Genomic DNA, 14,173 nt, shown 5'->3' with positions numbered 1-14,173 from the left:
CTTTATCTACTTAATTTTATTAATTGGTGCAAAAGCAGCAAGCAACCTTTTAATTCCCTTTGAAGGAAAAGCAATGTCTAATTCCATATCATCCCCTGTTCCTTCAATTTTAACAACGGTACCAACACCCCATGCTTTATGACGTACTTTGGTACCAATTTGCCAATCTTTATGATTAGCCCCGGTTTCTTTGGGCTTCTCAACCACTTGATCAGGACGATGATATATTGATTGGTTAGCGCGTTGATATCGATTCCGCTGGATTGAATTAGCAAATGGGATTTTATGATTTAATTCAGATTGTTTATTATCAGAATGGATTAAACTAGGATCAATTTCCTTAATAAATCTAGATTCAGGGTTAGTTTGCATCCTTCCATATAGCATCCTTGAATATGAATTAGTTAAGTACAATTTTCTTTGAGCACGAGTGATTCCAACATATGCTAAACGTCTTTCTTCTTCTAATTCGGATGGATCATCATTAGCACTTGCCAATGGGAAAATGCCTTCTTCCATTCCAATCATAAAGACAACCGGAAATTCTAGTCCCTTAGCAGCATGTAAAGTCATTAATGTAACCTGAGGAGATTTTTCATCGACATCATCTTGAGCTGATACTAATGACAAATCAGATAAGAAATCAGATAAGCGTCCAGATAAGTCATCATCTTGATGCTTAGTATCATACTGTTGAGTTACCGAAAGAAATTCTTCGATATTTTCAATTCTAGCTTTTGATTCTAATGACTTAGATAATTTAAGTGAATCTAAATAACCAGTTTGTTTTAATACTTTCCTTGTTAGATCGGTAACAGAAAGATTGTCGACTTCAGATTGTAATTTTGAAATAATTGCTCCAAAACTGCCAATTGAATTTTTAATTCGGTTAGAAACATCGTTATTAATATCCATATTCTGGGCAGCTTTTAACATATTCCAATGGTTATCTTCTGCAAAAATTCTTAATTTTTCAACACTTGATGGTCCAATCTTTCTTTTAGGCACGTTAATAATTCGGGTTAAACTCATTGAATCATCAGGATTAGATAAAACTGTTAAATAAGCTAAAATATCTTGAATTTCTTTACGATCATAGAAACGGTTTCCACCAACAATGTTATATGGAATATTAGATTTTAAAAGTGTTTCTTCAATTACCCGTGATTGAGCATTAGTTCGATACAAAACTGCAAAATCATTATATGATAAATGTTGTTTGTTTTTTAGATTTTTAATTTGAGATACAACATAATAACTTTCATCGTGTTCATTTTGTCCACGGTAGTATGAAATTTTCTTACCACTATCATTTTCGGTCCATAATTTTTTGGGTTTTCTACCTTCATTATTTTTAATAACTGAGTTAGCAGCATCCAAAATTGTTTTAGTAGAACGGTAATTTTGCTCCATCAGAGTGACATGAGCTTTTGGATAGTCGTCTTGAAAATCAAGAATATTATTCATATTGGCGCCACGCCAACCATAAATACTTTGGTCAGCATCCCCAACAACACATATATTTTGATACTTTTTAGCCAACAGGTTAACTAAACGGTATTGAGCTTCGTTAGTATCTTGATATTCATCAACATTAATATATCTAAATTTATCCTGATAATAACTTAAAATATCAGGGAATTGTTTTAATATTTTAATTGGCAGCATAATTAAATCATCAAAATCAATTGATTGATTCTGTTTTAATTCCTTTTGATATTTTAAATATACTTGTGCAGTAACTTTTTTATTTGGATTATTAGAATCGCCAAACTTATTATTATAATGTTCAGCATCATCTAAATTGTTTTTAGCATTAGAAATTTCAGCTAAGATTGATTTAGGATTATTTTGTTTAGGATCGAGATTTAATTCAGACATAATGTGCTTAACTAACGTTCTTTGTTCACTTACCCCTGAAATCGTAAATGAGCGACTATATCCTAATTTATCAATATAACGTCTTAAAATTCTTGCACCTAGAGCATGAAATGTTGAAACCCAGGCATCATCACCACTACTACCCAGCAATTGATTAATTCTACTTCGCATTTCATTAGCAGCTTTATTAGTAAAAGTAATTGCTAATACATGCCAAGGCATTACATTTTTTTCTTTAATCAAATATGCAATCCGATGAGTTAAAACACGCGTTTTACCACTTCCTGCACCAGCCATTATTAGCAATGGACCTTCAGTGCATAGAACGGCTTCTTTTTGTTTACTATTAAGTCCGGTTAGAATATTGGGCATGTAAAACTCCATTCCTCTCTAAATAATTATACATTGTAATTATATCATATAATAAAGTCATAAATTAAAATGACAAATATAAAATTCAAGCGATTAATCCCATGCTTTAGTATTTTTGATATCCTTTAAAACATTTTTAACGGAAGAATTTGACTCAATCAAAATATGGCCTTGAACATTTTTTAGGTTTTGATCAATCCGATTGTAAAAAATAAACTGCCAATTGTTTGGAAATGGCCATTGTTTTTTTAAAATTCTCCATTGATTTTGATTAAAAGATTGTAAAATCGTTGGTTTAGATAATTTAATTTTTGTTAATGGCATCCCTGAAATAGCACGCAAGTACATTTGAAATTCATTAATGTTAGCATGATCAAAAATAAAACTAGAAGTTGAAAGGAAGGGATTAACATTATGAACATAGATATTATCGTTGGATCCCAAAATTAATGATATTTCTATAATTCCATCATATTGAATGTTATTGGTTATTTTTCGTGCAATCCGCTTTAATTCATCAGTGATTAAGGGATCAACAGTGGTTGGTGAAAATGCTGTTTGAATTTTACCATTGACAATTTCATTTTGAATAATCGGAAACGATACAGACTGATGATTAGAACTATTATTTGCTGAAATAACAGAAAATGTTTTGTTATGGGGAATATAAGATTCTAAAACATATGTACCATAATTCAGTAAAATATCAGCCTTAGCAATGTCCAATTGATTTTTTATCAATAGTTGCTTACCATGATTAAAATCGCGTTGAATTGGCCTTAAAATTGCTGGATATCCAATTGAATTAATAGCATGATATAAATCATTCAAATTAACTACTGTTTCGTAAGGGGCCGTATTTACATTAATTTGATCAAAAAATGATTGTTTTATCAATCGATCTTGAATCATGTCTAACATTGTTGAATGTTGTGGAACATTTGTATACTGTTCCATATATTTAATTGTATTTGATGATATATTAGCTGAAGAATAGGTAACAATATCGCATTTTTTAGCAAATACTTTTAATTTTTGTTTGTCACCCAAATCACCAATAATACAAAAATCAGCTAATTGATTATGATAAATTTTAATTGGCGTATAAATGCCAACATAAAATCCCAATTGTTTAGCTTCCATAATCAAATGAATATTCCCAATGCTTTCACCAATTATTCCAATTGTATCTCCAGGTTGTAAAGCTTTATTAATCAAATTCAAACACTACCCTTTATTTTGATAAAAATTTTATTTTGAGTGGGCAAAAGCTATCTTACCATTATCTAAAGATGCAATACTGGCAAGTGCTAAGAATTTAATTCCGTTTTTTTGAATATACTGATGTCCCTTTTGGAATTTCTTTTCAATTGCGACCCCAGCACCACCAATGTTTGCATTAGCTTTTGATATAATATCAATCATTCCGCTAATGGCAGATCCATTGGCTAAAAAATCATCAATCATAAGGATACGGTCATTTGAATTAATAAAATCCTTATTAACACTAATTGTATTATTAGTTTTTTTAGTAAATGAATAGACATTAGCAGTGTAGATATTATTTTTTTGAATAACGCTTTTATGTTTACGAGCAAAAATCACCGGAACATTTAAGTATAATCCAGTCATTAAAGCCGGTGCAATCCCAGATGATTCAATTGTTAAAATTTTAGTAATTTGATCATTTTTAAAATAATCAGCAAATGATTGTCCAACCTTCTTCATTAATTGAGGATCAATTTGATGATTAAAAAATTGATCAACCTTTAAAGTATTATCTGATAAAATTCTTCCATCCTTTTGAATTCGTTTTTCTAAAAAATTCATGAATTACAACGCTCCTTTATAACATTAATCATATCATAACATTTTAAATAATAATTGGAGTATTCAATTGACAAAATATTAATATTTAGTTATATTGCAAGAGGAACACTTCGGGAGATGAATAAAATTGACAAGAAGTAAAAAAGTTAGTCCTCTTCAAGCAAAATTTAATGTTGGAGATAAAGTTGCTTTTAAATTAGGAAAAACAAATTACAATGGCACAATTTTAAAGGGATACACACACTCATTCCTTATTTCATTTAAATCAACTAGTCCAGCTGTAATTGATAAATATCATAATAAAGTTGTTATTAGTTCTAAAAAATTAAGGGTTGTTAAAGCCGCCAAAAGTAGTAAAAGTAAAAAAACAACTAAGGATAATGACAATAAGTAAAAGATCCAAATGCTGAAAATAAGCATTGGATCTTTTTATTTTATAATAAACAAAAAACTCCACTTAAATAAAAGTGGAGTTTAAATTTATATTCAAATAAATTAACGTTTTGAAAATTGTGGAGATTTACGAGCTTTCTTGTGACCTGGCTTCTTACGTTCCTTCATTCGAGCATCACGGGTTAATAATCCGGCTTTCTTTAAAGGTGAACGAAAATCAGGATCAACTTTTAGTAAAGCACGTGCAATTCCATGACGGGTGGCGCCGGCTTGACCAGAATATCCACCACCATCAACGTTAACTAAAACATCATAATTTCCTAATGTTTCTGTAACGTTAAATGGTTGCATAACAACTTCCCTTAAATTAGGGAATGGAATGTAGTCATCAATTGATTTTTTATTCATAATAACTTTTCCAGTACCAGGTACTAAACGTACTCTGGCTACTGAATCTTTACGACGGCCTGTGCCGTTATATTGTACTTGAGCCAATTCAGTTTCCTCCTTAAATTAGGTTTTTAATATCTAGTTTTTCAGGCTTTTGTGCTTCATGCTTGTGATCAGCACCAGCATAAACATGCAATTTTAAGAAAATTTTATGACCTAATGTTCCATGAGGAAGCATACCTTTAACTGAAGTTTCAACTAATCTTTGTGGGTTAACTTCACGTAATTTGCCAGCGCTAATTTGTTTAATACCACCAAGATAACCGGTATGGTGATAGTAAATCTTTCTAGAAGCTTTACGTCCAGATAATGCAACCTTAGCTGCATTAATAACAATAACGTTATCACCAGTATCTACATTTGGTGTAAAAGTAGGTTTATTTTTACCACGTAAAATAGAAGCAACAACTGTTGATAAACGACCTAATTCAATATCAGCCGCGTCAATAACATACCATTTACGTTCTACTTCACCTGGCTTAGCCATATATGTTGTACGCAATTTAATTCCTCCATATTCTGTGTATGTTCGATACCAAATAAGTTTCCGGGGCTTATCGTGGGGCAAACAATACCAATTACATAATACCGATAATTTATCTTAAAGTCAATAAAATATTGATAAAATCATGATTAACTTTCTTATATTTTATATGATGATTTCGTAGGATGCTTAGGATCTTCGTATTCATAATAAACATGTTTTAAGTATAATCCTTGGGGAGACGCTGTTCTTCTCGCTTGTGTCCTGTCTTTAATCCGGTATAGTCTTAAAATATCATGAACATCTCGATATCCAGATCCAATTTCAACTAAAACCCCCACAATAATTCTTACCATATTATATAAAAAACCATTTCCATAGAATTCAAATCTTAATTCATTGTTGGATGAATCTAAATGATAAGTCGCTTCATAGATTGTTCTAATGTTGCTTCTAGCTTCTGATCCAGATGCAACGAAGCTTGTAAAATCATGAGTTCCAATCAAATCATTTAAAGCAACTTGAATTTTATTGAGGTCAAGTTTGCCACGCCAATGACCAGTATAAAACCGTTTAAATGGATCGCGAAACTGTCCTAAATCAATTCGGTACATATAACGTTTCCCGGAAACATCAAAACGAGCATGAAAATCTTTTGAAACAATATTAACTTTTTTTACTACAATATCTAATGGTAACATACTATTCAATGCTTTGAACATATGATTTGATGCAATTTTAAATGGAAAATCGAAGTGTGCCACCTGAGCTAATGCATGAACTCCAGAATCTGTCCTTCCAGAACCACAAATTTTTATTGGCTTAGACGGATTTTTAGCAATTTGGTTAACGACTTTAGTTATTTCTCCCTGAACTGTTCTTTGGTTCGGTTGAACTTGAAAGCCACAAAAATTAGTTCCATCATAACTAAATATAATTTTATATCTAATTGATATTAGAATCACTTCCTAATAAATACAATTAATACGCCAAACAATAAATATGTAAAACAACTTATCCAATCAATATGATTAATATGATAATGATGATATTGACTTCTTTTGACATTACTTTTATAACCCCTGGAAACCATCGCATCTCCTAAGTCAGAAGCGTGATTCATCGCAACTAAAAACAAGGGAATAAAAATAGAAGCAATTGCATTTGCCCTTTTAATTAAATTACCATTATTAAAATTAGCTCCGCGAGCTTTTTGAGCCTTTATAATACTCGAAATTTCATCAATTAAAGTCGGTACAAATCTTAATGCAATTGAAATCATTAAAGATAAAACTTCAACGGGAAAGTGAAGCTTATTTAATGGACTCATTATTTTCTCAATTCCATACGCAATGGCCAATGGTTTTGTCGACAAAGTCAAGATAGTTGATGCAATTACAATTAAAGTAAATCTAAAAAAAATGAAAATTCCATATTTAATTCCTAAATTAGTGATTTTTATCGGACCATAATTAAAAATCACATTACCATTAACACTAAATAAAATTTGAATTATGACTGTAATTAATATGATGAATAAAATTGCTTTAATGCCATTAAAAAATGTTTTGATATTAATTCCAGAAAAGTAAATTGATATAATTGCCAATAACCATAATATAGCATAGCTAATCCAATTATTAGCTAAAAAAACAATTAACGTAAAATAAAATGTTAAAATAATTTTCATGATCGGATTCATTTTGTAAATCCACGCATTTCCAGGAATATAACGACCAAAAATAAAATTATTCGTACTAATCACCCATTTATCGATGTAATTTATTTACAATTAACGTTGTTAGTTCTTTGATATTTAATGGTATTTTAGAAAATGACACTCCATTTTGCTTTAAATGATAAGCAAAATTTACCACCTCAGGCATCCTTAAATTATTATGTAAGACAAGGTTATAATTTTCAAATAAGAGTCTAGGAGTAGTCATTTTAACCATTTTACCATTATTCATTACAATAACATGATCAGCATAGTCAGAAACATCACTCATTTGATGAGTAACCATAATAATTGTTAAATTTCTTTTGCAATATAAGTTATAAATAAGGTTCATAATGCTTCTTTTACCGATTTGATCTAATCCAGCAGTTGGTTCATCTAAAATAAGGATTTTAGGATTCATAGCTAATACACCGGCAATAGCTACCCTTCTCATTTGTCCGCCTGATAGATTAAATGGAGATTGGTCATATAAGCGTTTAGGAAAGTCAACTACTTGTAAACTCTTTTCAGCTAAAGTCATTACATCGTTATCATTATAACCAATATTTTTAGGACCAAAACAAACATCTTTTAAAACTGTATCTTCAAATAATTGATGTTCTGGAAATTGGAATACGATTCCAACTTTTTTTCTTAATTTAAATAATTTTTTATCAGGGGTTTTATTTGAGATGATTGAATTACCAACCATTACCGTTCCTGAAGTTGGTTTTAACAAACCATTAATTTGTTGAACTAATGTTGATTTACCACTCCCAGTTTTACCCACAATTGCTGTAAATGAATGATATGGGATTTTTAAATTTATATCTTTCAATGCTTGGTGTGATAGATCATTGCTATGGTAACTAAAATTTACGTCATTAAAGACGATTGAATCACCCATTTTAAAAGCTCCTTTTCACTCACAATGCTAGATGGAACATGAATTTTTTTTTGCTTCAATTGATAAATTAATTTCCGATAAAATGGAATGTCTAATCCATTCTTCCATAGTAAATTAGCATCCAACAAAATTCTTTTAGAAGGTGCTTTATTAATTATTTTACCATGTTTTAAAATCAATGTTTGGTTAGAATATTCAACCTCATTCACATCATGAGTAACGGATATAATTGTCAAATGAAATTTTTGTTTAATTTTACGAATTAAATTCAGCATGCTAATTTTACCGTTTGGATCCAACATACTAGTTGCCTCATCTAAAAGTATAATCCTGGGCTTTAATGATATAATTCCTGCCAAAGCAACTCTTTGCTTCTGTCCACCAGATAAATTTTCTGGCTTAGAATCTCTATATTCATACATTCCAACTAATTTTAATGATTGTTCAACAATCGTTTTCATTTTATTAAAATCAATATTACGATTTTCTAACCCAAATGCAACATCGTCCTCAACCGTTGAAGCAATAAACTGATTATCCGGATTTTGAAAAACCATTCCAATTTGAGATCTAATTTGATTTGCATTTTTATTATATGATTGACCATTAATTAAAACAGAATTTTCATTATTAATATGAATAAGTCCATCAATGGCCTTTACTAACGTACTTTTACCACTACCATTAGGTCCAATGATTGATAACCATTCCCCTTCATCAACATTAAAAGTAATGTTATCTAAAGCATTTTGTGTATCCTGATGATTATATTTATAAATTAGGTGGCTCACACTAATTAAACTCAATGATTTTCTTATTCCCTTCAAAAAAATTAATTTATGTATAAAAAAATCACTAACAGATTATTAGCGCGTGAATAAAAAGATTCACATTCAAGCTAGACTTGGAATATTCCATCATCGTAACGCTTTATACTAATAATCTTAGTGATTTTATATTATTTAAATAATAAAATTACAAGTGATTAAACAAGTTCTAAAATAACCATTTGAGCGCCGTCTCCACGACGAGGCATGGTCTTAAACATATGGGTATAACCACCCTTACGGTCAGAGTATTTAGGTGCAACTTCATTAAATAATTTTTGTAAAGCAGAAGTAACTTTTACTTTATTATCTTCTTCTTTAACATCAGCAACAACATTTTGTAAAAATGCAGCAGCTTGACGACGAGCACTTAAATCGCCACGTTTACCGAGAGTAATCATATGTTCTGCAGTTGAACGTACATCTTTAGCACGTGCTTCAGTGGTTTTAATCTTACCATTAACAAGTAAATCAGTTGTAAGATTACGCAATGTTGCTCGACGGTGACCGCTAAGACGTTGTAATTTACGCATAACAGATATCCTCCTTTTTTAGTTAATCATCTTTACGTAAAGATAAGTGAAGGGCCTTCAATTTATCCTTAACTTCATCAAGAGATTTACGGCCTAAATTACGCACATTCATCATGTCACTTTCGGATTTATTAGTTAATTCCTGAACAGTGTTGATTCCAGCACGCTTCAAACTATTGTAAGAACGGACAGATAAGTCTAATTCTTCAATCGTCATTTCTAACACTTTTTCTTTATGGGTTTCTTCTTTTTCAACCATTACTTTAGCATTTTTAGCTTCTTTAGTAAGATCAACAAACATTTTCAAATGTTCAGTTAAAACCTTAGCAGCAAGACTAATAGCTTTACTTGGAGTAATTGAACCATCAGTCCAAACATCTAAAGTAAGTTTATCATAATCAGCTCTATGTCCGACACGTGTATCTTCAACTTGGTAATTAACACGCTTGATTGGGGTATATAGAGAATCAATTGGTAAAACACCAATGGGCATTCCATCATTTAATTCTTTATTTTCATCTGCAGAAACATATCCACGCCCACGTTGAGCGGTCATACGCATATGAAAGTTAGTTCCCTTAGCAACGGTTGCAATGTGTAGATCAGGATTAAGAACAGTAACATCACCATCAGCTTTAATGTCTCCAGCAGTGACATTAGCTGGTCCATTAACATTAATTTCTAATGACTTCTTTTCGTCCTCTGCACTATCTAACTTTAAAGCAATCTTTTTAACATTCAAAATGATTTGAGTTACATCTTCTACAACTCCTTTAATAGTTGTAAATTCATGTAATACACCATCAATTTGAATACTTGTTACTGCAGCACCTGGCATTGATGAAAGTAAAATTCGTCTTAACGAATTTCCAAGTGTTGTACCATATCCACGTTCTAATGGTTCAACAATAACTTCCCCATAATTGTCGGTTTCGTCAATTTTATGAATATTTGGTTTTTCAAATTCGAGCATGTTATTCTACCCCTTTCAAAACGCATTGAGTTCCAAAAATAAATAATTTATCACCGAAAAATAATTCCAACAATAAACTATTAAACTCGACGACGCTTTGGAGGACGTGATCCGTTATGAGGAACAGGAGTAACATCGCGAATAGCAGCCACTTCTAAACCAGTTGATTGAAGAGCACGAATAGCAGATTCACGACCAGAACCGGGTCCCTTAACAGCAACTTGAACAGTTTTCATTCCATGTTCCATTGAAGCTTTAGCAGCAGCTTCAGCAGCCATCTGTGCTGCAAAAGGTGTTGATTTACGACTACCTCTGAATCCTAATGCACCAGCTGATGACCATGAAATAGCATTACCTTGCATATCTGTAATCATAACTAAAGTATTATTAAATGTTGAATGGATATGTGCAACTCCGGATTGAACATTCTTTTTAGCTTTTTTTCTTGCCATAAGCAGTAAAACCTCCCTTATTTATTTATTTTATTGAGTAACTTTCTTGCTACCAGCAACAGTTACCTTTTTACCCTTACGAGTACGAGCATTATTTTTAGTATGTTGTCCTCTTACAGGTAAACCACGACGATGACGCATACCACGGTATGAACCAATTTCTTGAAGGTTTTTAATATTCATCTTGATACGACGACGTAAATCCCCTTCAATTTCATAGTTATCAACAACCGTACGAATTTTATCTTGTTGGTCAGGTGTTAAATCACGAACACGAACATCTTCAGAAACTTTAGCTTTCTTTAAAATTTCCTTAGATCTAGATTGACCAATACCAAAAATATAAGTTAATCCGATTACAACACGTTTGTCACGTGGTAAATCGATTCCAGCTATACGAGCCATTTATTTACACCTCCTATAAATTTATTTACCTTGACGTTGTTTATGTTTAGGGTTAGAGCAAATAACACAAACGCGGCCCTTTCTCTTAACAATCTTGCAGTTTGAGCACAAACGTTTTACTGATGGACGTACTTTCATAACTATAAACCTCCTAAAAATCAAAACAAATTACTTATAACGATAAGTAATTCTACCCTTTGTTAAATCATAAGGTGATAATTCAACAGTTACACGATCTCCAGGTAAAATACGAATATAATGCATTCTAATTTTACCAGAGATATGGGCTAATACTTGATGACCATTTTCTAATTCGACACGAAACATAGCATTGGGCAGAGTTTCAGTAACTTTACCCTCAACTTTAATTGCATCATCCTTAGCCAAAATAATACCTCCTCAAAAAATGATTTTTAAATACGTTAATCAAAGACATAATCAACATGAAGTTTAGCATATAAAGTTGATTACTACAAATTATATCAATATTTTATAATTTATCTAAAACATTATCAATGTCTTTTGCAACTGCGGGAATATTTTTATCAGCAGAAACAAATTGATGACCATCAATATCATGAAGCAAATGTCTTTGTTTATAAAAATCAATTAAAGGAGCATTCATTTTTTTATTAACCTTCAAACGCTTTTTAACCGTTTCAGGCTTATCATCTTCACGTTGAAAGAATTCATGTCCTCCACACACATCACATGTTCCAGCAACCTTAGGTCGTTTATAAATTTTATGATAACTTGCTCCGCAGGTTTTGCAAATAAATCTTCCTGACAAACGTTTTACTAAAATATCTGGTTTAACATTAATATTAATTACTACATTAATTGAACGATTTAATTCAGGACCCATCTTCTCTAAAGCCTTAGCTTGATCAAGAGTTCTTGGAAAACCGTCTAACATAAAACCATTTTTAGTATCATCTTTAGAAAGACGTTCTTTAACAATTCCACATACAACTTCATCTGGAACAAGTTGTCCATCATCAATATATTTCTTAGCTTTTAATCCCATTTCAGTTTTATTTTGAATTGCAGCACGGAAAATATCTCCAGTTGAAATATGTGGAATATTATATTTATCCTTAATAACTTGTGCTTGAGTTCCTTTACCAGCACCAGGCAATCCTAATAAAATTAAATTAATTGCCATTAATAGTACCTCCTAATAACCAATCTTATAAATTACTTGGTCGTGGTGATCTAATAAAACCAACATATTCACGTTTCATCATCAATCCACGAATTTGTCTAATCGTGTCAATTGCAACACCCACAACGATTAATAAACTAGTTCCGCCAAGTCCAATTGATTCATCTAAATTCCATACGTTTTGAGCAATTAAAGGAATCAATGAAACAATTCCTAAGAACAATGAACCAACAACACTTAATCTCATTAATAATTTAGAAATATAAGTTTGAGTTTCATGTCCTGGCCAAACGTCAGGAATATAACTTCCTTGTTTTTGTAAATTTTTAGCTAATTTTTCTGGATTAACTTGAACAAAAGCATAGAAGAATGTAAATAAAATGATCAAAATTGTATAGAATGTTGCTCCAGCTGGCGTTTGCATATTAAACAAATTCGACATAATTTTATACCAAGTATCACCAGAATGGTTACTTGCAAAGTACATTAATATTGTCTGTGGAGTGGATATAAATGAACTTGCAAAAATAACTGGAATAACACCGGCTACATTTACACGTAATGGTAAGTAACTATTATCGGAAGCACTAGAAGCCCTTCTAGTATATTGAATAGGAATACGACGTTCAGCTTGTTGAACCCAAGTTACAAAAGTAACAATCAAAATAACAACAATAATCAAAGCAATTACAAATAAAATTGCTTCCCATAATGCTGAGCCACTTTGGCCAACAATATATTCTTTATATAATTGTTCAATTCCAACAGGGGTTCGTGCAATGATACCAGCAAAGATAATCATTGAAACACCTTGTCCAATACCACGATCGGTAATCATATCACCCATCCATGTGGTTAACATTGATCCAGCAGTTAAAATTAAACCAATACTAACATAAGTAGATATGCTTGGATGTTGAACCAAGTTTAAACTACTTAAAGTATTAAAACCTGCTGTAATCCCGATCGACTGAAAGAAAGCAAGAATAACAGATAATATTCTCGTAACATTATTCAACTTTCTTCGTCCAACCTCTCCTTGTTTACTCCATTCAACGAATCGAGGGACAATATCCATTTGGAGAAGCTGTACTACAATTTGTGCGGTAATATACGGGGAAACACCCATAGCGAATAGTGAATAATTAGTTAATCCACCACCACTAAAGGTGTTTAAAATGCTAACCAATCCAGAAGAAGAAACGCTTTGAAGTGCCTTAGCATTTATTCCAGGAACGGTAATAAATGCACCGATTCTAAATATAATCAAGACACCTAAAGTAAAGAGAATTTTTTGTCTAATGTTCTTTACTTTAAACGCGTTTATTATGGTTGATAGCATTAGATCACCTCAGTTTTGCCACCGGCATTTTCAATTGCTGACTTAGCAGTCTTTGAAAATTGATTAGCTTTAACAGATAATTTTTTATTAAGCTTACCTGTTCCAAGAATCTTAATGCCATCCTTATTGTTTTTAACTAAACCAGCTTTTCTTAATGATTCTGGGGTTACTTCAGCATTATCATCAAATTGATTTAATGCATTTAAATTAACAACTTCATTTTCCTTACGGTTAATATTAGTAAAACCACGTTTTGGCATTCTACGGTATAAAGGCATTTGTCCACCTTCAAAACCTAAACGTGTCTTACTACGTGCCTTTTGTCCTTTTTGTCCACGTCCAGCAGTTTTACCTTTACTTGAACGACCTCGGCCTTTTCTAACCTTGGATGAACGAGAACCTTCGGCAGCTTTTAATTCATTTAACTTCATTAAAAACA

19 protein-coding genes and 1 pseudogene are annotated in these 14,173 nt (G+C 31.5%); 1 reads left to right on the top strand and 19 read right to left on the bottom strand.

Features of this window, described 5'->3' with window-relative positions:
* Positions 1 to 6: 6 nt before the first annotated feature.
* The 3 genes from pcrA to WR164_RS03115 all read right to left on the bottom strand — a co-directional run bounded on the left by pcrA (position 7) and on the right by WR164_RS03115 (position 4,083).
* Positions 7 to 2,265, bottom strand: coding sequence for a DNA helicase PcrA (gene pcrA, locus WR164_RS03125; protein ID WP_286136105.1), 2,259 nt, complete (start codon positions 2,263 to 2,265; stop codon positions 7 to 9).
* A gap of 81 nt (positions 2,266 to 2,346) precedes the next feature.
* A complete protein-coding gene (locus WR164_RS03120) occupies positions 2,347 to 3,471 on the bottom strand; it encodes an ATP-grasp domain-containing protein (RefSeq protein WP_286136104.1) in 1,125 nt (374 codons plus the stop codon).
* Between the two features lie 33 nt (positions 3,472 to 3,504).
* A complete protein-coding gene (locus WR164_RS03115; protein ID WP_286136103.1) occupies positions 3,505 to 4,083 on the bottom strand; it encodes a xanthine phosphoribosyltransferase in 579 nt (192 codons plus the stop codon).
* Positions 4,084 to 4,210: 127 nt separating this feature from the next.
* On the opposite strand from WR164_RS03115, the gene WR164_RS03110 reads away from it, so the two are divergent.
* Entirely contained in the window at positions 4,211 to 4,477 is a 267-nt protein-coding gene (locus WR164_RS03110) for a DUF2187 domain-containing protein (protein WP_286136102.1), read from the top strand.
* A gap of 101 nt (positions 4,478 to 4,578) precedes the next feature.
* Here the strand turns inward: WR164_RS03110 and rpsI are convergent, their stop codons facing one another.
* The 16 genes and pseudogenes from rpsI to rplO form a co-directional block, all read right to left on the bottom strand.
* A complete protein-coding gene (gene rpsI / locus WR164_RS03105; RefSeq protein ID WP_286136101.1) occupies positions 4,579 to 4,971 on the bottom strand; it encodes a 30S ribosomal protein S9 in 393 nt (130 codons plus the stop codon).
* A gap of 13 nt (positions 4,972 to 4,984) precedes the next feature.
* The gene (rplM, locus tag WR164_RS03100; protein ID WP_286136100.1) at positions 4,985 to 5,428 is read right to left on the bottom strand and encodes a 50S ribosomal protein L13; all 444 of its coding nucleotides are present in this window, start codon (positions 5,426 to 5,428) and stop codon (positions 4,985 to 4,987) included.
* A 140-nt stretch (positions 5,429 to 5,568) separates the two neighbouring features.
* Positions 5,569 to 6,366: a tRNA pseudouridine(38-40) synthase TruA gene (gene truA / locus WR164_RS03095; RefSeq protein WP_286136895.1), complete on the bottom strand. Its 798-nt coding sequence runs from the start codon at positions 6,364 to 6,366 to the stop codon at positions 5,569 to 5,571.
* A 5-nt stretch (positions 6,367 to 6,371) separates the two neighbouring features.
* On the bottom strand, positions 6,372 to 7,175 hold the full coding sequence (locus WR164_RS03090) for an energy-coupling factor transporter transmembrane component T family protein (RefSeq protein ID WP_286136099.1): 804 nt from the start codon (positions 7,173 to 7,175) through the stop codon (positions 6,372 to 6,374).
* A gap of 4 nt (positions 7,176 to 7,179) precedes the next feature.
* Entirely contained in the window at positions 7,180 to 8,037 is an 858-nt protein-coding gene (locus WR164_RS03085) for an energy-coupling factor transporter ATPase (RefSeq protein ID WP_286136098.1), read from the bottom strand.
* Complete coding sequence (locus tag WR164_RS08435) at positions 8,007 to 8,096, bottom strand: hypothetical protein (protein WP_507763363.1); 90 nt, start codon at positions 8,094 to 8,096, stop codon at positions 8,007 to 8,009. Before WR164_RS08435 ends, WR164_RS03085 begins: the two co-directional genes overlap by 31 nt.
* Positions 8,091 to 8,843: pseudogene (locus tag WR164_RS03080) on the bottom strand (energy-coupling factor transporter ATPase); the annotation flags it as partial. The gene WR164_RS08435 and the pseudogene WR164_RS03080, both read right to left, overlap by 6 nt.
* 179 nt (positions 8,844 to 9,022) lie before the next feature.
* Positions 9,023 to 9,397 (bottom strand): 50S ribosomal protein L17, encoded by a 375-nt coding sequence (gene rplQ, locus WR164_RS03075; protein ID WP_286136096.1) that lies wholly within the window; start codon positions 9,395 to 9,397, stop codon positions 9,023 to 9,025.
* Between the two features lie 22 nt (positions 9,398 to 9,419).
* Positions 9,420 to 10,370 (bottom strand): DNA-directed RNA polymerase subunit alpha, encoded by a 951-nt coding sequence (locus WR164_RS03070; RefSeq protein ID WP_286136095.1) that lies wholly within the window; start codon positions 10,368 to 10,370, stop codon positions 9,420 to 9,422.
* Positions 10,371 to 10,450: 80 nt separating this feature from the next.
* Positions 10,451 to 10,822: a 30S ribosomal protein S11 gene (gene rpsK, locus WR164_RS03065; RefSeq protein ID WP_286136094.1), complete on the bottom strand. Its 372-nt coding sequence runs from the start codon at positions 10,820 to 10,822 to the stop codon at positions 10,451 to 10,453.
* A 30-nt stretch (positions 10,823 to 10,852) separates the two neighbouring features.
* Positions 10,853 to 11,227, bottom strand: coding sequence for a 30S ribosomal protein S13 (gene rpsM, locus WR164_RS03060; protein ID WP_286136093.1), 375 nt, complete (start codon positions 11,225 to 11,227; stop codon positions 10,853 to 10,855).
* 21 nt (positions 11,228 to 11,248) lie between these two features.
* Positions 11,249 to 11,365 (bottom strand): 50S ribosomal protein L36, encoded by a 117-nt coding sequence (gene rpmJ / locus WR164_RS03055; protein WP_286136092.1) that lies wholly within the window; start codon positions 11,363 to 11,365, stop codon positions 11,249 to 11,251.
* 30 nt (positions 11,366 to 11,395) lie between these two features.
* Entirely contained in the window at positions 11,396 to 11,614 is a 219-nt protein-coding gene (infA, locus tag WR164_RS03050; RefSeq protein ID WP_286136091.1) for a translation initiation factor IF-1, read from the bottom strand.
* A 103-nt stretch (positions 11,615 to 11,717) separates the two neighbouring features.
* On the bottom strand, positions 11,718 to 12,392 hold the full coding sequence (locus WR164_RS03045; RefSeq protein WP_286136090.1) for an adenylate kinase: 675 nt from the start codon (positions 12,390 to 12,392) through the stop codon (positions 11,718 to 11,720).
* A gap of 25 nt (positions 12,393 to 12,417) precedes the next feature.
* A complete protein-coding gene (gene secY / locus WR164_RS03040) occupies positions 12,418 to 13,734 on the bottom strand; it encodes a preprotein translocase subunit SecY (protein ID WP_286136089.1) in 1,317 nt (438 codons plus the stop codon).
* Complete coding sequence (gene rplO / locus WR164_RS03035) at positions 13,734 to 14,165, bottom strand: 50S ribosomal protein L15 (RefSeq protein ID WP_286136088.1); 432 nt, start codon at positions 14,163 to 14,165, stop codon at positions 13,734 to 13,736. Before rplO ends, secY begins: the two co-directional genes overlap by 1 nt.
* Positions 14,166 to 14,173 lie beyond the last annotated feature (8 nt).

The organism is Philodulcilactobacillus myokonensis, from assembly GCF_027923585.1.
Taxonomy (GTDB): domain Bacteria; phylum Bacillota; class Bacilli; order Lactobacillales; family Lactobacillaceae; genus Philodulcilactobacillus; species Philodulcilactobacillus myokonensis.
Note: the sequence above shows the minus strand (reverse complement) of the source record. Positions and strands in the feature narration are given on the sequence as shown.

Coding starts and splice junctions, on each gene's coding strand:
- pcrA (WP_286136105.1), bottom strand. CDS start 2,265: ATGGAGTTTTACATGCCCAATATTCTAACCGGACTTAATAGTAAACAA.
- WR164_RS03115 (WP_286136103.1), bottom strand. CDS start 4,083: ATGAATTTTTTAGAAAAACGAATTCAAAAGGATGGAAGAATTTTATCA.
- WR164_RS03085 (WP_286136098.1), bottom strand. CDS start 8,037: ATGGGTGATTCAATCGTCTTTAATGACGTAAATTTTAGTTACCATAGC.
- rplQ (WP_286136096.1), bottom strand. CDS start 9,397: ATGCGTAAATTACAACGTCTTAGCGGTCACCGTCGAGCAACATTGCGT.
- WR164_RS03070 (WP_286136095.1), bottom strand. CDS start 10,370: ATGCTCGAATTTGAAAAACCAAATATTCATAAAATTGACGAAACCGAC.
- rpsK (WP_286136094.1), bottom strand. CDS start 10,822: ATGGCAAGAAAAAAAGCTAAAAAGAATGTTCAATCCGGAGTTGCACAT.
- rpsM (WP_286136093.1), bottom strand. CDS start 11,227: ATGGCTCGTATAGCTGGAATCGATTTACCACGTGACAAACGTGTTGTA.
- rpmJ (WP_286136092.1), bottom strand. CDS start 11,365: ATGAAAGTACGTCCATCAGTAAAACGTTTGTGCTCAAACTGCAAGATT.
- WR164_RS03045 (WP_286136090.1), bottom strand. CDS start 12,392: ATGGCAATTAATTTAATTTTATTAGGATTGCCTGGTGCTGGTAAAGGA.
- secY (WP_286136089.1), bottom strand. CDS start 13,734: ATGCTATCAACCATAATAAACGCGTTTAAAGTAAAGAACATTAGACAA.
- rplO (WP_286136088.1), bottom strand. CDS start 14,165: ATGAAGTTAAATGAATTAAAAGCTGCCGAAGGTTCTCGTTCATCCAAG.